The sequence below is a fragment of the Myxosarcina sp. GI1(2024) genome (assembly GCF_053543375.1).
Genome location: NZ_JBKGTY010000001.1, coordinates 1,041,608 through 1,060,912 on the forward strand (window position 1 = coordinate 1,041,608; position 19,305 = coordinate 1,060,912).

The window sequence follows — 19,305 nt, forward strand, 5'->3', positions numbered from 1 at the left end:
TTTATTTATTTTTAGTGTAAGTTGAAAGTCCGACTGGTTTTAGCCTACTAACGCTAAGATGGGCAAGCTTCAAATGTAGAGCAGGATCGCACTTAGGCGATCGCAAGTGTGCGATCGTTTCTACTATTGGTCTGATGATGAAAATGCTTCAAGTTCAATTTAACTCTACCTTAATGAGGATTTAGGTAACCCTCGAAGTTAGATATTCTGCAAATAGGATAGAGTAAGAGGATCGAAAAATTCATGCTAAATGAAATTAACCGTTCAAAACTAAAACCTAATTCTGAAACCGAAAATACAGAAGAGAATAGAAACGAGAGCGAAACAAAAATAGATACAGAAAAAAAACCACAACAAGTAGAACCAATAGAGACTGAAATCGGTTTAGAACAGGTCGCTCTAGAGTCAGAAAATCTCAATACCGTTGCGGCAGAGCAGACAAACCCTACAACTGCCAATGAAGACCGCGATCGCATAGATGAAACTATCGAGCGGGAGATTAACAATCGAGAAACTGGTAGCGATCTACCGTCAGAATTTACTCAAACCTATGGAACTGGACTTGAGGGTCAACCTCTAGACCGCTCTGGAAGACGAGGTCATTATAGTCGTCGCCAAAAATTTAATGAAGCCGCTTCGGTATTGACTGGAGAGGATCCCGATGCTAATTACGAACAAGCCAATGCAGTAGGAGATGAGGCAGTGGGAGGAACCGCCAGTACACCCGACCAAGACATTGTCGATAATTTAGGAGCTGCCGTAGGTCTAGAAATGAGCGATCGCTCTTCGATTCGAACCAATGAGATTTTGGAGCATCGCGACGAAGAGCGTTGGGAAACAGACCCCCAATCCTCTGAAGATTATGAGCAACGTCAAGATGGTTAGTCAAAAATAATCTGTTCTATCAACGTAGATAATTTGGATATTTGGCATTGCTTCGGTATTGTTTTCCAGTAAGCAACAGCCAAATTTATTTATATTAATATTAGACCTCTTCCATGAATAGAAAAATGAATCTTTTTTCCCTTGTATTTTTTCTTTTTAACACGGCTAGTCAGAGATTACTGCGGGCGACTGTCGGTTAATGATGATTCGTCCAAGAAATTTATTATCTATGTTCGAGTACAATCTAATGAAGATTTGATTACTAAAACTTACTCTGAGGGATTTTTGGTTTCCCGATCTTTAGTTAAATCTCCCCTCAAATCTCTTCGGTCGTCCAACATTTGAGGTGCTACAGCAGGGTTGCTAATTACCTCTTCAGGATTTTCAGGAAAATTGGGCTGATTGACTAACTCTGGTGGGTCGACAATTTTATCGCGATCGATCCTGGGTTGGTTATTAGAGTCGGTTTGGTCTTTATTTTGATTATTTGAAGATTGGTTAGCTATTTCTTCACTCATAATTCGTCCTTATTTTACTACTTTAATCTTAACGTCAGTTCTAGGAGCAAAAATTTTTCAAACTTCTATTCAAACTTGAGTTTCACCAATGTCTTCTGAGTCTCAGTTTAAAGTTTATTTTTTTGGTGTTTATGCTCTCCAATACGTTCATAGCGTCCAGTTAGTTCCGAGTGAGCGAGAATATGACCTTCCATTGCCGCTTCTACTTCTTGTTTGGTTGCACCCGCGGCTAATCCCAAAGGACCATCTAAAGCATACAGCTTAAAGAAGTAGCGATGAATTCCATCAGGAGGGCAAGGTCCTCCATAACCCAGATTACCAAAACCGTTTCTTCCCTGGGTTCCTCGTCCTTCTAATAAAGATTCTCCAGGAGTAACATCTTCAGCAATCTCTCGCGTTTTTGGGGATAAGTCATAAACTACCCAGTGGACAAATATAGTACCAGGAGCATCGGGATCGTCAACAATTAAGGCTAAACTTTGCGTTTCCAACGGAACATCATTCCACTTCAAAGCAGGTGAAATATTTTCTCCGTCACAAGTGTAGCGGGATGGAATCATTCCATCAGCAGAAAAAGAGTCACTTAGAAGTCTCATAGTATTGCTTGCCTTTTGTCTAAAATTGCGATCTTTAAAAAAAGCTGAAGGGCAATGCTGGCTGTCCCCTAGAATTACATAAGTAGATTAACGCTGAGAGAGAAGCTGGTTCATCGATCTATGGAAATAAACATAAAGTTATATCTACTTATGTCAACCCGATTAAACGTCAATTGCGATCGCCAGAGCTGGCGATCGCTGGATAGCTAATTTAAGCTGAAGTCAAATCTCCTTTCTGCCAATGGTCGTCTGCTCTAGTGCGGAGGGTTTCTTCATCCGCCTCCCATTGAGGCTTAGTATTGCCATGTTCGCCATTGTAGAATAAATACAGCTTGCCATCGGTCACTTTGTAGGTTTCGGGATCGACGGGAACGAGTTTGCCCTCAGAGACTGCAACCGCACAATAACTACCATACTGAGGGATGTACTGTTGGGGTGCAGACTCAAATTGAGCTTTATTCTCTTGGCTGGAAAACAAGTAAGTCGCTCCTTCATAAGTAGAGCTAATCTGAGGATCGCCTTTAACTGGACTATCGCTGAAATAGGAAACGGGATCGTAACCTTGAAGGGCGATTCCTTTTTCATCTAAGCTAATTGGATTAGACATAATTTAACCTCGTTGAATGAAACTATTGGATAGTAAGAGTTAGTGTTAGTTCGGCTCGACGACGCGATCGAGTTGGGATTTGATATTGATGGTTCGTTGCTGTCTTCTAAGCCGTTTTCTTGATGTCTGAGTTAACCAGAGCTTCGGCTTTTTCAAACAGTAGGAGCTTGGGAAGTACTCCAGCAAAGCGTTCTTGCTCTTTACCACCCTCGAAGAAAAGTAGTGTGGGAATTGCTTCGATATGATATTGACTGGCTATTTGGGGATAGTTATCAATATTCAACTTTCCGACTTTGACAACACCGTGATATTTTTCTGCCAGTTCAGTAATAATCGGATTCATCACTAGACAGGGACCACACCAAGGTGCCCAGAAATCGACGATAACGGGAATCGAACTTTGAAGAACTTCTGTAGCAAAGTTATCTGTATTTAACGTTACGTATTTGGTTCGTTCGGACATAGTTTGATACCTCCAAATGAAAATAAATCCAAAATCTTGAAGTAAGTTGTAATCTGCCGCGATCGCGCTAATTAGGCTACCTGTTTGAGTAGGCGACTGGAGAGAAAGTTGTCGATGTAGTTGGCGATCACTTCACCTTCTTCTTCTAGAGCAAAGTGCCCCGTATCTAATAAGTGAAATTCGAGATCTTTAAGGTCGTTTTTGTAGGGATACGCTCCTTCTGCGGGAAAGATGTAATCGTTTTTACCCCAGGTAATTAGAGTTGGTGGCTGATGTTCTCTCAGATATGCTTGCCATTGGGGATATAGAGGAGGATTAGAACCGTAGCTATAGAACAGTGCTAATTGAATCTCTTGGTTACCAGGTCGATCTAGAAATAGCTGGTCGAGATGCCAATTATCGGGACTAATTGCTTCGGGATCGCGAACGCCATGAGTGTACTGCCATTTAGTAGCATCGATGGTTAGTAATTCTTTTAACTTCTCGGCATTTTCTGGAGTCTTATCTTGCCAATAGGCTTTAATTGGATTCCAAAATTCTCTTAAACCCTCTTCATAAGCATTGCCATTTTGGATGAGCAAGGCTTGGACTCTTTCGGGATGGGCAGTGGCGAGGCGAAAGCCAATAGGTGCGCCGTAATCCATCAAATAAAGGCTGTATTGGGTTAACTTCAATGCTCGAACAAACTGCTCCATAACTTCTGTCAGGCGATCGAAAGTATGGTCAAAAGTAGCTACACTCGGCATGAAACTATAACCAAAACCAGGATAATCTGGGGCAATTAAACGATAGCGATGAGCCAATGCAGGAATGAGATTGCGAAACATGTGAGAGGAAGTGGGAAAGCCGTGCAGCAACAAAATTACCGGTGCGTCGGGCGAACCAGCTTCGCGATAGAAAATCTCTAGTCCATCGATGTTAACGGTGCGATACTTGGTCATAATGAAACCTCCCTAAAATTTAAGTTGTTTGCGAGCGAGTTAAGTCCTTCGAGTGATTCTCGTCTCTCAATCTTCAATTGCCGACGTACGCAACCAAATCGATTTCGATAAGGCTCGGTGAGGGAATTAGTTGATTGACTGCGATCGCCGTCCAAGCGTGTTGGTGTTCTGGCATATACTTGGCTTTTATCTCTAAAAGTTTGGGAAACTGTGCTTCGAGATCTGCTCCCACGTGGAAGCTACGCATCTGTACGACATTCGACCAGTCGGCATCGGCATCTTTGAGAATGCGCTCGAGATGCCGAAATACATTCTCTACTTGGCTATCGTAATCAGACGGAAATTCTCCATCATCGTTAAAGCCAATCTGACCCGTAACAAATAGAAGATCGCTTGCTTTTGCTGCTAGAGCGAGATTAAAAGGCTTGAAAACCTCCGCAGTTGGCTGAGGATTATAAGTTTGGATTTTGGTTGACATAGATTTGCTACTTACTTGTGAGTATTGCTATTTGTTTGGTAATTTTCATTGATTTGAATTCGCGTCGTCTCTTACGTTGCAACTTGTTGAGTCAGCTTTTGTACTAAGTCAGGAATGGCATCGTAAGCAGCTTTAATCGATTGTTGATGTCTGTGGTCGCGAAATTCTTGATATTCGATGCGAATGATGTAATGTTCGCTTACGCCAAATAAACTCGAAGCTGTCAGAATATGGGGTTCTAAATGGTTCATGTCTGCATGAACACCACCAAGTTCAAAACCACCTTCCCCAGACGAAGACAGAATAACTAAGATTTTTCCTGTCAAAATGGGTTCAATAGGTTGTTCTCCGCGAGCTAGATCGAATGAGAAAGTGCGATCGAGACGAACAATTTGGTCGATCCAAGCTTTGAGGGCTGAAGGCATACCATAGTTGTACATCGGCGTACCCATGACAATAATGTCCGCAGGTTCTAGTTCTGCTAATAGCTCATCAGATATCTTCAAGACTTCTTGTTGTTCTGCCGTGCGCTTTTCAGAAGGGGTAAAAGCTGCTGCAATCCATTCCTCACTGATGGCAGGGGGAGGATTGAGACCCACATCTCGTTTTATTATCTTGTCATCGGGACGAAGAGCTAACCACTTTTCGGTAAAAGCAGCGGTCAAACCTCTACTAAGGGAGCGAGTAACTCGCGCACTGGCATCAATTTGTAAAAGAGTCGTCATTTCTGTCTTTCCGTTGGTTTTTCCGAAGATTTTTATTTAGAAAAGGGTTCGGGTAAATTTGTTCTCTAAACCCATAAATGATTTGGGAAGAAGACGATTAGCGATTGAGTTGACCTTCAAAACGGAGAACACCAACCCCTTGTTCGTAGTCCATTGCCCCCCAACTGCGAAAAGAACCCGTCAAACCTTCAAATTTGCCCCCTGCTTCCACTACGTTGTAAGTGGTTTGAGCTAAATATTTTGCGCCTTTGACTGGAATATGCACGGATTTATCCTGGGTATAGACGTAGCTGCCATCATCCGCCACGAAGTAGTGACGCAGATTGTAGTTTTTGTGACCATCTGCTGATTCTGTAACCCCAGTAACTTTGGCATAAACACCACCGTCAAACACACCAGTCATGGCAACGGCAAAGCTAGTTTCGTCGATCGCCCGAATATTGGCAGTTCCACCTATAGAAAGTTTGTCAGTCATCGTTATTACTCCTTTTAGTCAGTAATGAATAAGTTAAAAATCGAAATAATGAAGATTACCTGGACTTAAATTCTGCTAGTAGAGCCTTGCGTCAAAATCGAGAGCTATATGAGTATTAGTTGAAAATTCTTTCCACCTAGATTGAGGGTATCCAAAGACCGTAGAATTATTTTGACTTGCGTTACCAGTAAGAGTTCGAAGCGATCGCTGTTACTAATTAATTAGATCCTTTTTTAAGTTGCTTTCGGAAATAGTCGCGCCAGCTTGCGGGTAATGCTTCTACTTCTATGGCACGTTGCAGTAACTCTAAATCTCGCTCTTTATTGACGTAAAGTTTGGTAATGTCGGCAACTGTTACCCGATGCTTATCGCGAGAGATTAACTTGAGTTCGTCACCAGTTTTAACATCTCCCGTTTGCAAGACGCGAAAGTAAAAACCAGTAAGCAGACTACCGAGAAAACGCTTAACCATGTCGGGGCGATTAAATCTCAGACCGAGTTTGTAACAGGGCATCCTCGGTTGCGTTACCATCAGTTCGGCAGAACCGAGGTTAAAGCGATCGCCAATATTAACTTCGGTTTCTAATAAGCCCGAAATAGTTAGATTTTCGCCAAAAATTCCGCAGGTGAACTCTACTTCTGGTAGTTGACTACGCCAGTATTGATAATGTTCTATGGGATAGGCATAGACCGCTTTATCGATACCACCGTGAACGGTAAGATCGGCTTGGGCATCGCCATTGAAATTGAGGGTATCCAATTTAATCGTTCCGGTAACCGGTGCTTTAAAAATTCCCGTGCTGACCGTTTTTCCCTGCCACTCATATTCGCGAGGCAGACCGACATTGAGCGAAACCAGCTTGATAGATGCCATAATATCTTTTTTTTGATTTGTGAGGAAGTTTAGGAATTTTGCCGATTGACTGCCATGACTGCGATCGCTTTTGTATCAATCGTTATTTATACTTGACCAATCGTCATTTAGCGTAATACTTCTTGGTTTTCGAGTAATTATGCCCTCTTCTTGCAAACGGGATAGAGTTCGAGAAACAGCTTCTGGAGAGAGATTCAACTCTGTCGCCAAGTCCTTTAGAGGACGCTGCAACACTACAGTTCTACGGTCAAATTTCTGCTGACGAGTTAGATACTGTAGTAAACGCTCTCGTGCCGAACGAATACTTCTCAACTCCAGTAAGGTTTTGACAGTCTCAAAGCGATCGCTTAATTGACGCATATATAGATCGGCTAGCTCGAATGAATCTCTCAAAGCTTGACGCAACAGTTCTTTATCGATGACGGTCACGCGAGAAGGAAGTTCGGCGATCGCGCTACAGGCATAAGTATCGGAGAATAAAGCCGTCTCGGCAAAACTTTCTCCTGCTTCGATATAGTAGTGAGTAACGATCTGCTGTTGGCTAAAGCTGACTAATCGTATCCTTCCCGTTTCGAGGATAAAAACTGCTTTTGTCGCTTCGTGTTGTTGAAAAAATATCTGACCCGATACCAAGGTTCGGTGAGTTGCAGTTTGTTGCAACTTTAGGGGCAGTTGCTCGACCGTTAACAAGCTCATGATTGTTTCGTTTGCTGGACTTACTTATGGTTGCAAAGATGTGTATTTACTGGCGCGATTGCCTGCTTACTATGCAGCAAAGTTAGATAATTGATGTCTCGTCCCTTCGGCACGGCGGATTTCTCGCCAAATTTGCGTTGCGGCTACCGCACCGTCAGCAGCGGCTACGATTACCTGATTCATGCCTACTTTTAAATCGCCCAAGGCAAAGATACGGCGATGAGAAGTACGTCCGGTTTTATCTGTAACTAAGTTACCGCCTTGGTATTCCAAGTTAAGATGTCGTAGATAATCGGAATGATAGCGCGAACCCATAGAAATCAATCCCGCTTCTAAGTTGACTACCGTTCCGTCTGCTAACTCGACACCAGTCATTTGATGATTCTCACCTAAAAATTGTTCGATGGGAGTTTCTAAAAGAGCGTAGCCATGTTCTTGTAGCTTTTGACGTAGTTCGGCACTGAGTGTAAATAATCCCTGAGTAAAAACAGTGATGTGAGGCGTAAACCAGCCCAAGCTAAACGCTACCTGGACTGCGGCTTCACTACTGGCAAATACGCCGACTTTTTGATTCCGCATTTCGTAACCATCACAAAGCAGACATACGTGCAGGTTGTATCCAGCATAATCAAATACATTTTGCATCTTTTCTAAGGCTGGCAGATGGTCGATAATGCCACTGGCGGCGATAACGTATTGGGTGCGAAACTCTGCATAAGTGCTGTTGGTTTTACCTACTTTCACTCTTACGAGAAAAGTTTCTCCCTCGTCGATAACTTCTTCTACATAGGCATTAAGTAAATCGCCACCTAAAGATAAGTAATGTTCTTTACCTTGTTTGAGCAGAGTTTTGCCGGGAGTATCTGGCGGTAAACCTAGATAGTTGTGTAACTCCTGCATCCAGAACGATCGCGCTTTTCCTTTGTCGATAATTAGGCTAGAAAACAGATAGCGTTGCAAATATATTCCTGCTGATAGTCCAGCCGCACCACCACCAACTACGATAACATCATAGATGCGATCACTTTTTTCGGTAAGATTTTGTCGTGTAAGTTTCATAGTTTTATTTCTCTTAATGTTTAATACTTATGTTTAGCCTCCTAAATCCATCAAATTTGCGGGATTTAAAGAAATTGGTTCGATTTGATTATGAAACTGAATAATTCTGCGTTTTCATAGCTAATATCTCTTCGTCTTACATGAGGTTTAATCGCATTCGTAGGCTTCATCTCTTTGAGAGACAATGTGACTGGGAATGCCGACCACCGTAGAATTTGCCGGTACATCTTTTAGAACCACTGCACCAGCGCCGACGCGGACATTACTGCCGATGTTGACATTGCCGAGAATCTTCGCACCAGCACCCACAGTAACGTTACATCCTAAAGTGGGATGGCGTTTGCCACTTTCTTTTCCCGTTCCGCCTAAAGTTACGCTCTGATAGAGTACACAGTTATTGCCCATTACTGCGGTTTCGCCGATGACTACTGCCATACCGTGGTCGATAAAGACTCTGCGACCGATCTTTGCCCCTGGATGAATTTCGATTCCAGTAAAAATGCGGGCGATGTGAGAGAGAAAACGAGGGAAAAAAGGAATATTTAACTCATGTAACCAGTGAGCCAAACGATAAGTAAGTATGGCTTGAACGCCTGGATAACAAAGCAATACTTCTAACCAGTTACGAGCGGCAGGATCGCGTTTGAAAGCGATCGCATAATCTTCAAAAATTGTCTTACAAATCTCTTTAAGTTCAGTCCAGCGATTGCGGTAAATACTGGTAAGGTTGGGTAATCTACTGTCAAAAGTCATAACCAAAAAACCTCAAGTTTAAGGATCGAATATTTTGTCTATCGAAATCTTTAAGCAGCTTGACGACCTGCAGTTACTCCGCCGTCTACTGGCAGAATTGCCCCCGTAATCCAACTAGCGCGATCGCTTGCTAGATAGAGAATTGCTTCTACCACGTCTGCTGGCTGTCCGTTGCGTCCTAGTGGATGAAAGCTGTTAAATGTTGGCAGTACTTCTTCTATCTGTTCGGAAGACATAAATGTTCCGTAAACTGGAGTCTCAACTACCGCAGGGGCGACGGTATTAACGCGAATATTTTCGGAGGCTAGTTCGATCGCCCAATTGCGGGTTAAAGTATGAACTCCGGCTTTGGCTGCCGAGTAAGCACTCGATGGAGTAGCCCCAATTGCCTGAGTTGCCCACATCGATCCGACTTTGACGATTGCACCTTTGCCACGCTGAACCATCTCTGGAACTGCCGTTTGGGTCATGAGAAACGTTCCTTTGAGAATAACGTCGATGTAGCGATCGAAGTCTGCTTCTGTATGTTCGAGAAAGGGAGTGGGTTTAAATATCCCTACGTTGTTAATTAAAATATCTACGCCACCAAAGCGATCGGCAGCAGTGTTGACTATGTTTTGAGCGGTTACCAGCCGAGCGATATCTCCCGATACTGTGGCTAAGTTGTGTCCAGAGGGATCGAGTTCTTGGGCTGTTGCTTCTAAAACTTCTTGACGACGACCGTTGATAACTACTTTGGCTCCGCGATTTAAGAAAGTTCTTGCGGCTTCTTTTCCAATTCCCGTGCCGCCACCAGTGATTACTACGACTTTTTCTTGAAATTCCATCATACAACTCTTTCTTTATCTATTAGTAGGTAGGTAAACAACAAAAAAAATTATCCCTTGACTGCTAATATCAATTGCTCGACCAGATTTTGAAACTGAGCTTCGCCGCCATCGGATCTAGCAATTAACAGTCCTCCTTCTAAAGAGGAGAAGATGAGATCCGCCATCGCATCTACTTGACCGAGAAACTCAAACTCTCCCGCCTGTTGTCCTTGCTCTAGTAGTTTTACCAAACGAACTCGATTGTCTTGATAAAACTGAGTCAGCCGAGCGATTGACGTAGAACTTAGAGTTTTAAATTCTGCCCCTAACATTCCGCACAGACAAGCTTTATCTTTCTCTCCACTACCGAGAGTGGCAGCAAATAAACCGCAGTAGTGACGTAATTTTACTTCAGAAGATTCAGAAGATTCTAAAATTGAATCTACTAGCCTGAAAAAACAAACACTATAGCGATCGAGCAAAGCCACGACCAAGTTCTCTTTCGCAGGAAAGTAATAGTGAATGCTGGCTTTACGAATACCGACGGCTTTACTGATGTCAGCGTAGCTCATGGCGTTTAGCCCTACTCGTTGAATCAGTTCCTGAGCTGCATCGAGAATTTGAGTTTGAGTATTGCTTGAGTTCATGGTTTTATTCTACTAGTAGGTAGACAAAATTGTCAAGCAAGTTAAAGAGTAATTATCGAGATCTACTTGAGGAAGGCGATCGCCAAACCAAAAATAAACGTCAATCTTCGAGTTGACTCTCTAGCTGACTAGAGAGTTTAAGATAGATATCTGTTTGGGTAAAAAATTACTTCAAGGTTGAATTGATGTCGAAAGCTTTTATCAAATGGTTGCTGCTCGCGATCGCAGGTATTGCTGTAGCAGGAGCGTTGGGAACAGTTTCTTCTTCTGCCCAAAGTGATGCTAGTAATTATAGTTCAAAACTATCCAATCGCGATCGCGGAGTTGCTCTCGCCAGCGTTTGGGAAGGCGAAACCGAGCCAGATTATGCGGGAACATTAGAGATGGCAGTATATCGAAGTCCCAACTGTGGTTGCTGTAGAGTGTGGATCGAACACGCCAAACAACACGGTTTTCAAGTTACAGATATTAAGACGCAGAACATGGAAGCACTCAAGCAAAAATACGGCGTGCCTCCAGAGCTAGCATCATGTCACACGACGATTATTGATGGCTACGTCATGGAAGGACATATCCCTGCCGATGACATCAAACGTTTTCTCGCTTCAAAACCCGATGCAGCAGGTTTAGCCGTACCTGGAATGCCACTGGGATCGCCAGGAATGGAAGCGGGAGACAGAAAACAACCATTTCAAGTATTGTCGTTTAACGATCGAGGTAAAGTCAAAGTATTTAAAGAATATCGGGCTTATTAGTATAAAATAGTTTTTGATTAGAATAAATCATGGTTAGAATTAACCGTCGTCAGTTTGTCTTTTTAGGTGCTGCTAGTGCGGGAACAGTTTTATTGAGCGATCGCTTATCAGGCAAAACTGAGTTTAGTCAGAGATTACAGACATCAGCGAATCCAGCTACTCTACACCAAAGCAACAACGGATTATTAGAACTAAATCTAGAAGCTAGGGAACAGGCGATCGATCTAGGTGGAAAACAGGCATATCTCTTAACCTACAACGGACGAGTTCCCGCACCACGTTTAGAAGCCAGACCAGGAGATCTGGTTAGCATTCACTTTACCAATAATCTGGCTCAACCCACTAATATTCACTATCACGGACTACATATTCCAATTACAGGTAATGCGGATAATGTCTTCCTCAAAATTGAACCAGGCAAAAAACTCACCTACGAATTTCAAATTCCTCCCAATCATCCATCGGGAACTTTTTGGTATCATCCCCATTTGCATGGTGTGGTAGCAGAACAGTTATTTGGCGGATTGGCAGGTTTGTTTGTCGTGCGCGGTGAGTTAGACGAAATTCCTGAAATAAAAGCGGCACGAGAAGAATTTTTAGTGTTGCAAGACTTTGCCTTAGATAATGATGGCAGACCAATGAGTTCGATGCATATGTCTTTAATGGCAGGGAGAGAAGGAGATGTAATTACAGTTAACGGACAAGTCAATCCTACTGTTGCCTTATTAGCAAAAGGATTACTACGGTTGAGAATTCTCAATGCTTCTCCTTCCCGTTTTTATCGCCTTTCACTAGAAAATCATTCTTTTTATCAAATTGGCACTGATGGAGTAGCGTTAAACCAACCAATAGAAATAAACGAATTACTGCTTACTCCCGGACAAAGAACTGAAGTTTTGGTGAGAGGAGATAAACAACCAGGACAATACCGCTTGCTTAATTTACCTTATGACCGAGGCAGTATGGGCATGATGGGTGGCGGTATGATGCAAGGCAGAGGCATGATGGGTAATAGAGATCGCGATCGCCCTACAGCTTTAGCCACCATAAGTTATGAATCTGCTGCAGATTCCACTCTATCTTTACCAACTAAGCTAAATTCCATTTCTCCATTACCAGAACCCCAAACCGTGAGACGTTTTGAACTCAATCATGGTATGAATCCGGCTGTAGGAATGGCATTTTTAATTAACGGACAACCATACAATCGCGATCACCTCGATACGAAAGTCAAACTGAATACCGTAGAAGACTGGGAAATTATCAATACCGGAGTGATGGATCATCCTTTCCACCTTCACAATAATGCTTTTCAAATTATCAGTCGTAACGGACAACCAGAAACTTTACTCGCTTGGAGAGATACGGTATTAGTTCCTAGAGGCGAAACCGTTCGGATTCGCATTTCCTTCCGTGATTTTGAAGGGCTAACTGTTTATCACTGTCACATACTCGACCATGAAGATTTGGGCATGATGGGTAATTTAGAAATTGAAGCTCGAGCCTAAATTTTATAGTGAGAAAAAGCTTGAGTTTTTTATTAATAAATAAATTGTCAAATTAAGCATATACATACCGACCAAGGATTGCGAAGTTTTATTAAGCATTGTAATTGAAATGTTAGCGTTTAATAAAAATCAAATTTAAAGAAATTTGTCAGTGATAATAATTAGCAATTAAAACTATTTCTTTGGTTGGATGAAATTGCACTTTAGAAATTCATAAGGTGATAGCAATTAAATAATTGAAACCGCTCTAATTTATTATTGGGACAGTAAAATTATGACTGCTACTCAAGCTCAATCTTCCAATTTAGATTTTTGCATTCAGGCTTGTCTAAATTGCCTAAAAGACTGTGAAAACTGCGCCACTGCCTGCTCGAACAGTGATATGGTGCAAAAGATGTCTGAGTGTATCAAATTATGCCGTGATTGCACCGATACTTGCGCTCTTTGCGCTCGCTTTCTGATGCGTCAGTCGGGTATTCACGCTCAAGTGTATGGAATTAATGCCGAAGCTTGCGAACCAAAGGCTACGCGGAGCGTAATCGCTGTGCTGCTGAGTGTAGCAAAAACGATAACGACCATTGCCAACGCTGCGCGGAATCTTGTCGTCGTCGTGCCTAAGCGTGTCGTCAGATGGCAGCAGCATAAAATTAAGATTGCTAATAACTGTTGGGCTACAAAGTAGCCCGAAGATTTCTCTTAAAATTCAAAGGTTTGAGATAAAGCTTAATAAACTAGTGAATCAACAGTTGCGTGGCATCTCCCTTACCTTGAGTCACGGAGTCATCTATAAAAATTTTTACTTGTAATTAATTTAGTTCACGTCTATGAATGATAGCGGATTTTTAAGTAGCTACAGCGAAGCAGTTCTAACTACTCTCAGCTTTTTCTGGAAAGCATTATGGGCATTTATTCTCGGCTATATTATCAGTAGCGCGATTCAAGTCTTTGTCACTCGCGATCGCATGCAACGGACGATGGGAGAAGCTGGCAAAAAAAGTATTGCTTTGGGTACATTCTTTCTTTGGCTTTATCTCTAGTTCCTGTAGCTTTGCGGCACTTGCTACTACTAAATCTTTATTTAAAAAAGGTGCGGGGTTCGTTCCTTCTCTGGCTTTTCTACTGGCTTCGACCAATTTAGTAATCGAACTTGGCTTTATTATCGCTATCTTTTTGGATTGGCAATTCGTTGTTGGTGAATACATAGGTGGCATATTACTGATTGTTCTGTCCTGGCAGATCGTGCGTTTTACTCGTCCCAAAGAATTAATTAGAAAGGTTCGTAGAAGATTGAATGAAAAGGAAGGAGAAGAGCAAAACAGTGAAGATCTTCCCGACTGGCAAGAGAGAATCACTACCAAACAGGCATGGCAAAAAGTAGCACGCCGTTATTTCATGGAATGGGGTATGGTGTGGAAAGATGTTACTTTCGGCTTTACCATTGCCGGAGTTATTGCAGCCTTCGTTCCCCCAGCTTTTTTTCAAACCTTGTTCATCGGTTCGGGACAAAATAGCAATCCAGGTTTTTTGGCGATTTTAGAACATACTATTATCGGTCCTGCCGCTGATTTTTTGACCTTTATCGGTTCGATGGGTAACATTCCTCTTGCCTCTATTCTTTACAGTAACGGCGTTAGCTTTGCAGGAGTAATGGCGTTTATTTTTAGCGATCTAGTAGTCTTTCCTGTAATTCGTCTTAATGCTAAATACTACGGTTGGAAACTGGCACTATATATTCTGGGTGTCTTTTTAGCAGCATTAATCGCAACTGCAATTATCTTGCACTACGGAGGATTTGCTGTATTCGGCTTGTTACCGCAAACCAGTGGCGGACAAAGTGTGGCGCAAACCCAGCGTTTCGCGATTAACTATACTTTTTGGCTGAATCTAGTTTTCTTAGTCATAACTGGAATTTTGACTTGGTTGCGTTTTGGTGGCGATAAAGAGCAGCAACATCAACATCACCACCATCATGGAGGCGATAAAGGCATCGTCGAACGAGTTTTATTTTATTTGGCAATTCTTTCTTATATCTGGTTGGCTATCTGGTTGGCAGGTGGTTTAATCGTTTCTTTGATTCGTTAAAAAATGCGCGATCGCTTCCAAGCTTCCCTGATACACTTAAAAGAATTCATTGGCAGCACTCAATATCGGTTTGAGAAAAGTCGTTACCTTTAAACAATAAAGGTTCTCCAGTTTGCTTGGCTAGGGCATAGGAAAAGCAGTCTCCGTAGTTGAGGCTAGCCGGATGTCGTCCTTTGCCGTATTGCCGATAAGCGCGGCGAGCGATCTCCAATTGCTCGGTATCAAAAGGGCGGCTCTCGATTGTCGCTTTGAGTAGAAAAAAGTCAAGTTCTCGGTACGCTTCTTCTCCGTAGCGGTTTTCCAAGACGATACTGGTTTCGAGAACCGAAGCAGTGGAAACAAGACGGCAGAAATCAGCTTCAATCTTGCGATTGAAATCATATCGTTCTGGTTCATCGCACAAAATCGTTATTAGTGCTGAAGAATCAATCACCATTACTGGGGTAATCCGTGTTCGTCATAGCCGATTAGCTCTTCTGGTGAGCGGGAATCTCGTACGGGAAGAGAAGCACAACGCTGGGCAATGGCATCGAGTTCTTCAGCCAGAGAATAGGCGGAATTTTTGGTTTTCAGACGCTCTAGCCGTTCTTTAACCGATTGGAAGACGGCTTCTGTAATAGATTCGCCAGTTAACGCAGCTAGCTGACGGACGAGGGCATCGGTTTTGCTGTCTTTGATGCTAAGAACCATTTTTCTACCTTAAACCTTTTTTTCTAGATTATAGAAAATATACTAAAAAATCGAGCTAAATTTTCGCTAGTTAACGGCGATCGCCTGAGTAAAAATACAGCAACTCAGAGATAGCAGAGTTGAAAAGAATTGTTTCAATACTGGTATTTTTTTACGGTATGGATAATCCCATTGAAAGTATTGTACATATCATTCCACTTGAAATACGGTCGGGAAAAAAGTCTTAATAATAGTAGAAAATTTTTGGCGATCGCTCTAGCTCGAGGTATAACTATTGTACCCTTGATAAAAAACATAAATCGAAAGTAGCCCTAACAAACAGTTAAAACTTATCGTTACCCATTTATCGGGCAGTCTGGGTAAAAATCTGGAACTAACCTGTGCCCCAATTAAGCCTCCTATACCCAAGACGATACCTTCAAACCACAAAATATTACCTCGACTGGCGTGTCCGATAGTAGCAGAAATTGAAGTGAGTACGATTACCGCCAAACTAGTTTGGATGGCAGCTTTAATCTTTTCTCCTAACAACACTATTTGTAAGGGAACTAAAATTACGCCGCCACCAATACCGAACAAACCTGCAAGTACGCCAGAGGTACCCCCAGTAAGGATTCTCGCTAAAGCTGGATTTAATTTTCTAGAGCGATCGCCACTTTCTGCGATCGCCACTTTACGCATTCGAGATAAAAAGATATTGAGAATCAAAAAACAAGCAAATGCCGTCAGTAGCACGTATGGCGGAATCGAACTAGCCAACCACACCCCTAGTTGAGCGGTAAGCAAAGAAGGCAAGGCGAGTAAGATGACTCGACGTAAATTGAGTTTACCCATCCGCCAATTTTGGAAAGTGCCAGAAGCGGAAGTCATGATAATTGCCAAGCTACTAGTTGCTACTGCTTGCACGGGAGAATAGCCCAAAGTTTTAATAATCGGTACTAGAACCGTACCGCCACCAATACCAAAAAGACCTGCTAGCAGTCCCGAAAATATCCCCAAACCAATTAAAATTGGTAAATTCTCGAACATGGCGATCGCATATATAAAAAACAAAAAAGAGCGAACAGAACCAGGCTTATCGATCGCCTCTCAGTTATACTAGCGTCAAAAGCCGATTGGTTCTTCTGAAAGTTATGTCAGCACTTTTCCGTTTCCCTCGAATTCAAGTGTTGCTATTCAATTCTTCTCGCAACATATTTTGATAGATTTGAGGCAAATATTGGCTCATAGAATTAGTTTCGATCCCGTATCCCAGACTAGTCCAGGTACCAGAAAGCAAGCGCAATACTCGGTAGGTTTTTCCCTGTCGCAACAGTTGGGGAATATCGGCATTCCAAGCTCGGCGATCGCTCAACCAATCATGAACTACTACATCTTGATATTCGGCAGCGAAACTAAAGCTTCTCCACCACCACAAACCAGAAGGTCGAGGATGGTAGCGTTTGGCTTGGTTTTCCCAGGTAAAATCGAGCATTTGATAGCGTCCTGCAGCAGTGCTACATTTGCCGACATTCGGTCCAGCAACAATGGGAACGCAAATTTCGGGATGTTCGCTCAAATCTTCAACTAGCTGTCCGCCATAGATGACATTGTAAGGTCGAGCAACATTGGACTCGCTGGCAGTAATAGTTCGCATCAAAGCTCTAATATAAGGATCGCCTCCCTCCATCACCAGCGGTTGAGTACCGTAAAGTCTGGGAGGATAATCTTGAGGTGTATAGGGCGATCGCGACCGCTCAACATTTCCTATTTTAGAGATGAGATCGGCAGAATTGTCTAAAGTATCTCGTATCTGCTGGACGCTGAAATTTCTTAGACCAAACAAGATTAAGAGCGCACAAATTGTCCAAACAATCTTGCTAGTAAAATTAATTTTCTGAGTTTTTGGCTGCATTGTCCCAGGTTGATTAGTTTGGCAAAGCGATCGCTAATAGATGAAAAACGGTTCGTGCTAATCAATAATTAAAAAATGGATAAATTTAAGCAGCATTGGCGAACAGTTGTTCCCAAGATTTAGCTTCAGCTTCTGGTTTAGCTATAACCTCTACTATCTTAGATTGGGCTGCGGGTTGCTCTAAAGCCTCGACACATACCTTAGCAACTTTAGGACGAGGAATGCTGCCATCGAATAGATTATCCGCACCCGTCATCACGATATTGTCAGAATTATCTTCATTTTTGAGCCCACCAGGACGCACGATCGTATAATTCAAACCACTGTTTTGAAGGTATTCTTCAGCCTGTTTTTTCCAATATAAAACCAGCCAGAATAAATTGAGGGGATGAAAAAACTTCGAAGCGCAGATAGAAGAAACGATGACAAAATGTTCGATCTGATGGGCTTTTGCCGCATCGATGAGATTTTTAGTTCCCTGGTAGTCAATTTTATAGGGACCAGTAGGATCGAGACTGGGACTAGCACCAGTAGCACAAAGCAAAACGCTACAATCGTTAAGAGCCCGATCGATTGTTTCTGGCTTTAATACATCGCCTACTACTGACTCGCTTTCTGGAGGCAGTATTTCTCTGGCTTTCTCTAAATTTCTAACTAACGCACGTACTGGGATGTTTTTATTTACTAATTCCCTAACAATGTGCCGCCCTGTTTGTCCCGTAGCTCCTACAACTAATGCTCGCATATTTAAATCACACTCTTTCAAGCCAAAAAGTGTTTAGCTAATAGTTAACATTCTTATTGTAAAGAATTTAGCAGTATAAAAAATCGTCAATTAATAATCTGGAACTACTATGCAGTCTGAAATTATCAATCGACAAGATGAAGTGTTAAAAAATTCTAGCCAAAACTTAACTTCATTGTCTGACGATAAATCCTCTTCAAAACGACGCTCATTTTTGTTTCGAGCTGGTTTTATAGGCTGCATGGATATGTATAGCGATGTGGATACGGTAGCAGATTATTTAAATGCCCATGAAGGTTGGTTTTGTCGCTGCGCTCGACCGATGAAAGTCGAACCATTAGGCAATAATGGCTACATTCTCGTTATTGAACGATTTAATTCTTTGGGTTATCAGGTAGAACCAAAAATTGCGGTAGTCTTGGAACCTCCAATAGACAGAGTTTATCATATGCATACGATTCCAATTTACGATCGCGATCCTCTTGGTTACGAGGTTAATTTTCAGGCTTCTATGGAACTAATGGCGAGCGATCTCGAGTGCGATGAAAGATTAAAAGCAAGTTTTGCCAAAAAACGTATCGCGCTTCCGGCAACAAGCACTAAAGTAAACTGGACTCTCAGCCTTACCGTCAAGGTGGATTTTCCCAAGTTTATTAGCAAATTTTCACCAAGTTTAATTGAAGCGACAGGCGATCGTCTGCTAGCACAAATAGTACGCCAGGTATCTCCTCGGTTGACTCACAAAGTGCAGCAAGATTTTCATACTCGTCTTTTTCTACCCGTTCCACCAAAAAGCAGTATTAAATTCGAGCAGATTAATCTCGTTCAAAATAATACTGCTCGAGACAATAGTCGTTCTTAATTTTCATGTATTTACGGAAGACTTAAAATAAGAATAAACCAGTTTGAATGTAGGGGTTATTCGTAAGTTAAATTTTCCAGGACTTACGTAGTTGAATGAAATTTCGTTGTTTGAGCAGCGAGATAGTAACGGTAAATCAAGGTTTACAGTGCTGAAGTGCTTAAGTCCTGTTTTCATTCTGCCTACTTTTAAGAAAAGAGGAGATCGACAATAAATCACAAACCACAATTCTCAAGCAGTAGA

Annotated in this window: 23 protein-coding genes and 2 pseudogenes; 6 read left to right on the plus strand and 19 right to left on the minus strand. The window is 42.2% G+C overall.

The features are described from left to right. Nucleotides 1–243: 243 nt before the first annotated feature. Nucleotides 244–885, plus strand: a complete 642-nt coding sequence (locus tag ACLFKQ_RS04960) for a DUF6335 family protein (RefSeq protein ID WP_448998756.1) — start codon at nt 244–246, stop codon at nt 883–885. Between the two features lie 269 nt (nt 886–1,154). Here ACLFKQ_RS04960 and ACLFKQ_RS04965 read toward each other — a convergent pair whose 3' ends face one another. The 14 genes and pseudogenes from ACLFKQ_RS04965 to ACLFKQ_RS05030 all read right to left on the minus strand — a co-directional run bounded on the left by ACLFKQ_RS04965 (nt 1,155) and on the right by ACLFKQ_RS05030 (nt 10,526). Then, a complete protein-coding gene (locus ACLFKQ_RS04965; RefSeq protein WP_448998757.1) occupies nt 1,155–1,403 on the minus strand; it encodes a hypothetical protein in 249 nt (82 codons plus the stop codon). Between the two features lie 107 nt (nt 1,404–1,510). Then, entirely contained in the window at nt 1,511–1,999 is a 489-nt protein-coding gene (locus tag ACLFKQ_RS04970) for a YbhB/YbcL family Raf kinase inhibitor-like protein (RefSeq protein WP_448998758.1), read from the minus strand. A gap of 211 nt (nt 2,000–2,210) precedes the next feature. Further along, nucleotides 2,211–2,606, minus strand: a complete 396-nt coding sequence (locus ACLFKQ_RS04975) for a YHS domain-containing (seleno)protein (protein ID WP_448998759.1) — start codon at nt 2,604–2,606, stop codon at nt 2,211–2,213. Nucleotides 2,607–2,712: 106 nt separating this feature from the next. Beyond that, the gene (trxA, locus tag ACLFKQ_RS04980; protein WP_448998760.1) at nt 2,713–3,069 is read right to left on the minus strand and encodes a thioredoxin; all 357 of its coding nucleotides are present in this window, start codon (nt 3,067–3,069) and stop codon (nt 2,713–2,715) included. A 71-nt stretch (nt 3,070–3,140) separates the two neighbouring features. After that, nucleotides 3,141–4,010, minus strand: a complete 870-nt coding sequence (locus ACLFKQ_RS04985; RefSeq protein WP_448998761.1) for an alpha/beta fold hydrolase — start codon at nt 4,008–4,010, stop codon at nt 3,141–3,143. 73 nt (nt 4,011–4,083) lie between these two features. After that, a complete protein-coding gene (locus tag ACLFKQ_RS04990; RefSeq protein ID WP_448998762.1) occupies nt 4,084–4,488 on the minus strand; it encodes a Rid family hydrolase in 405 nt (134 codons plus the stop codon). A gap of 71 nt (nt 4,489–4,559) precedes the next feature. Further along, complete coding sequence (locus tag ACLFKQ_RS04995; protein ID WP_448998763.1) at nt 4,560–5,213, minus strand: FMN-dependent NADH-azoreductase; 654 nt, start codon at nt 5,211–5,213, stop codon at nt 4,560–4,562. Nucleotides 5,214–5,310: 97 nt separating this feature from the next. After that, nucleotides 5,311–5,688, minus strand: coding sequence for a hypothetical protein (locus ACLFKQ_RS05000; RefSeq protein WP_448998764.1), 378 nt, complete (start codon nt 5,686–5,688; stop codon nt 5,311–5,313). A 217-nt stretch (nt 5,689–5,905) separates the two neighbouring features. Further along, nucleotides 5,906–6,553: an MOSC domain-containing protein gene (locus ACLFKQ_RS05005; RefSeq protein WP_448999456.1), complete on the minus strand. Its 648-nt coding sequence runs from the start codon at nt 6,551–6,553 to the stop codon at nt 5,906–5,908. An 84-nt stretch (nt 6,554–6,637) separates the two neighbouring features. After that, nucleotides 6,638–7,258 (minus strand): Crp/Fnr family transcriptional regulator, encoded by a 621-nt coding sequence (locus ACLFKQ_RS05010; RefSeq protein WP_448998765.1) that lies wholly within the window; start codon nt 7,256–7,258, stop codon nt 6,638–6,640. 69 nt (nt 7,259–7,327) lie between these two features. After that, nucleotides 7,328–8,317, minus strand: a complete 990-nt coding sequence (locus ACLFKQ_RS05015; RefSeq protein ID WP_448998766.1) for an NAD(P)/FAD-dependent oxidoreductase — start codon at nt 8,315–8,317, stop codon at nt 7,328–7,330. Between the two features lie 180 nt (nt 8,318–8,497). Then, nucleotides 8,498–9,001, minus strand: a pseudogene (gene cysE, locus ACLFKQ_RS05020) (serine O-acetyltransferase); the annotation flags it as partial. Between the two features lie 119 nt (nt 9,002–9,120). Further along, nucleotides 9,121–9,900, minus strand: coding sequence for an SDR family NAD(P)-dependent oxidoreductase (locus ACLFKQ_RS05025; RefSeq protein ID WP_448998767.1), 780 nt, complete (start codon nt 9,898–9,900; stop codon nt 9,121–9,123). A gap of 47 nt (nt 9,901–9,947) precedes the next feature. Continuing rightward, on the minus strand, nt 9,948–10,526 hold the full coding sequence (locus ACLFKQ_RS05030; protein WP_448998768.1) for a TetR/AcrR family transcriptional regulator: 579 nt from the start codon (nt 10,524–10,526) through the stop codon (nt 9,948–9,950). Nucleotides 10,527–10,711: 185 nt separating this feature from the next. Between ACLFKQ_RS05030 and ACLFKQ_RS05035 the strand changes: the two genes are divergently transcribed. The 4 genes and pseudogenes from ACLFKQ_RS05035 (at nt 10,712) to ACLFKQ_RS05050 (ending at nt 14,871) form a co-directional block, all read left to right on the plus strand. Next, nucleotides 10,712–11,281, plus strand: coding sequence for a DUF411 domain-containing protein (locus ACLFKQ_RS05035; protein WP_448998769.1), 570 nt, complete (start codon nt 10,712–10,714; stop codon nt 11,279–11,281). A gap of 29 nt (nt 11,282–11,310) precedes the next feature. Beyond that, the gene (locus ACLFKQ_RS05040) at nt 11,311–12,789 is read left to right on the plus strand and encodes a multicopper oxidase family protein (protein WP_448998770.1); all 1,479 of its coding nucleotides are present in this window, start codon (nt 11,311–11,313) and stop codon (nt 12,787–12,789) included. A gap of 274 nt (nt 12,790–13,063) precedes the next feature. Next, nucleotides 13,064–13,471 (plus strand): four-helix bundle copper-binding protein, encoded by a 408-nt coding sequence (locus ACLFKQ_RS05045; RefSeq protein WP_448998771.1) that lies wholly within the window; start codon nt 13,064–13,066, stop codon nt 13,469–13,471. A 142-nt stretch (nt 13,472–13,613) separates the two neighbouring features. Further along, a pseudogene (locus ACLFKQ_RS05050) lies at nt 13,614–14,871 on the plus strand (permease). A gap of 46 nt (nt 14,872–14,917) precedes the next feature. Here ACLFKQ_RS05050 and ACLFKQ_RS05055 read toward each other — a convergent pair. The 5 genes from ACLFKQ_RS05055 to ACLFKQ_RS05075 all read right to left on the minus strand — a co-directional run bounded on the left by ACLFKQ_RS05055 (nt 14,918) and on the right by ACLFKQ_RS05075 (nt 18,200). After that, nucleotides 14,918–15,307: a type II toxin-antitoxin system VapC family toxin gene (locus ACLFKQ_RS05055; RefSeq protein ID WP_448998772.1), complete on the minus strand. Its 390-nt coding sequence runs from the start codon at nt 15,305–15,307 to the stop codon at nt 14,918–14,920. Next, a complete protein-coding gene (locus ACLFKQ_RS05060) occupies nt 15,307–15,561 on the minus strand; it encodes a type II toxin-antitoxin system VapB family antitoxin (RefSeq protein ID WP_448998773.1) in 255 nt (84 codons plus the stop codon). The genes ACLFKQ_RS05055 and ACLFKQ_RS05060 overlap by 1 nt, the downstream gene beginning before the upstream one ends. Before the next feature lie 255 nt (nt 15,562–15,816). After that, nucleotides 15,817–16,590 (minus strand): sulfite exporter TauE/SafE family protein, encoded by a 774-nt coding sequence (locus tag ACLFKQ_RS05065; RefSeq protein WP_448999457.1) that lies wholly within the window; start codon nt 16,588–16,590, stop codon nt 15,817–15,819. Between the two features lie 133 nt (nt 16,591–16,723). Further along, on the minus strand, nt 16,724–17,455 hold the full coding sequence (locus ACLFKQ_RS05070) for a glycoside hydrolase family 24 protein (RefSeq protein WP_448998774.1): 732 nt from the start codon (nt 17,453–17,455) through the stop codon (nt 16,724–16,726). An 85-nt stretch (nt 17,456–17,540) separates the two neighbouring features. Then, nucleotides 17,541–18,200 carry an SDR family oxidoreductase gene (locus tag ACLFKQ_RS05075; RefSeq protein ID WP_448998775.1) on the minus strand — a complete coding sequence of 220 codons (660 nt, stop codon included), beginning with the start codon at nt 18,198–18,200 and terminating at the stop codon, nt 17,541–17,543. Between the two features lie 109 nt (nt 18,201–18,309). Here ACLFKQ_RS05075 and ACLFKQ_RS05080 point away from each other — a divergent pair, with 109 nt between their 5' ends. Then, on the plus strand, nt 18,310–19,062 hold the full coding sequence (locus tag ACLFKQ_RS05080) for a DUF1997 domain-containing protein (RefSeq protein WP_448998776.1): 753 nt from the start codon (nt 18,310–18,312) through the stop codon (nt 19,060–19,062). Nucleotides 19,063–19,305 lie beyond the last annotated feature (243 nt).

Bases quoted from the DNA above. Each gene is read 5' to 3' on its own strand.
- ACLFKQ_RS05055 (WP_448998772.1), bottom strand. From the start codon at position 15,307: ATGGTGATTGATTCTTCAGCACTAATAACGATTTTGTGCGATGAACCA.
- ACLFKQ_RS05035 (WP_448998769.1), top strand. From the start codon at position 10,712: ATGTCGAAAGCTTTTATCAAATGGTTGCTGCTCGCGATCGCAGGTATT.
- ACLFKQ_RS05010 (WP_448998765.1), bottom strand. From the start codon at position 7,258: ATGAGCTTGTTAACGGTCGAGCAACTGCCCCTAAAGTTGCAACAAACT.
- ACLFKQ_RS04975 (WP_448998759.1), bottom strand. From the start codon at position 2,606: ATGTCTAATCCAATTAGCTTAGATGAAAAAGGAATCGCCCTTCAAGGT.
- ACLFKQ_RS05025 (WP_448998767.1), bottom strand. From the start codon at position 9,900: ATGATGGAATTTCAAGAAAAAGTCGTAGTAATCACTGGTGGCGGCACG.
- ACLFKQ_RS05015 (WP_448998766.1), bottom strand. From the start codon at position 8,317: ATGAAACTTACACGACAAAATCTTACCGAAAAAAGTGATCGCATCTAT.
- ACLFKQ_RS04990 (WP_448998762.1), bottom strand. From the start codon at position 4,488: ATGTCAACCAAAATCCAAACTTATAATCCTCAGCCAACTGCGGAGGTT.
- ACLFKQ_RS05045 (WP_448998771.1), top strand. From the start codon at position 13,064: ATGACTGCTACTCAAGCTCAATCTTCCAATTTAGATTTTTGCATTCAG.
- ACLFKQ_RS05040 (WP_448998770.1), top strand. From the start codon at position 11,311: ATGGTTAGAATTAACCGTCGTCAGTTTGTCTTTTTAGGTGCTGCTAGT.
- ACLFKQ_RS04965 (WP_448998757.1), bottom strand. From the start codon at position 1,403: ATGAGTGAAGAAATAGCTAACCAATCTTCAAATAATCAAAATAAAGAC.
- ACLFKQ_RS05000 (WP_448998764.1), bottom strand. From the start codon at position 5,688: ATGACTGACAAACTTTCTATAGGTGGAACTGCCAATATTCGGGCGATC.
- ACLFKQ_RS04995 (WP_448998763.1), bottom strand. From the start codon at position 5,213: ATGACGACTCTTTTACAAATTGATGCCAGTGCGCGAGTTACTCGCTCC.
- trxA (WP_448998760.1), bottom strand. From the start codon at position 3,069: ATGTCCGAACGAACCAAATACGTAACGTTAAATACAGATAACTTTGCT.
- ACLFKQ_RS05070 (WP_448998774.1), bottom strand. From the start codon at position 17,455: ATGCAGCCAAAAACTCAGAAAATTAATTTTACTAGCAAGATTGTTTGG.
- ACLFKQ_RS05075 (WP_448998775.1), bottom strand. From the start codon at position 18,200: ATGCGAGCATTAGTTGTAGGAGCTACGGGACAAACAGGGCGGCACATT.
- ACLFKQ_RS04985 (WP_448998761.1), bottom strand. From the start codon at position 4,010: ATGACCAAGTATCGCACCGTTAACATCGATGGACTAGAGATTTTCTAT.
- ACLFKQ_RS05030 (WP_448998768.1), bottom strand. From the start codon at position 10,526: ATGAACTCAAGCAATACTCAAACTCAAATTCTCGATGCAGCTCAGGAA.
- ACLFKQ_RS04960 (WP_448998756.1), top strand. From the start codon at position 244: ATGCTAAATGAAATTAACCGTTCAAAACTAAAACCTAATTCTGAAACC.
- ACLFKQ_RS04970 (WP_448998758.1), bottom strand. From the start codon at position 1,999: ATGAGACTTCTAAGTGACTCTTTTTCTGCTGATGGAATGATTCCATCC.
- ACLFKQ_RS05080 (WP_448998776.1), top strand. From the start codon at position 18,310: ATGCAGTCTGAAATTATCAATCGACAAGATGAAGTGTTAAAAAATTCT.
- ACLFKQ_RS05060 (WP_448998773.1), bottom strand. From the start codon at position 15,561: ATGGTTCTTAGCATCAAAGACAGCAAAACCGATGCCCTCGTCCGTCAG.
- ACLFKQ_RS05065 (WP_448999457.1), bottom strand. From the start codon at position 16,590: ATGTTCGAGAATTTACCAATTTTAATTGGTTTGGGGATATTTTCGGGA.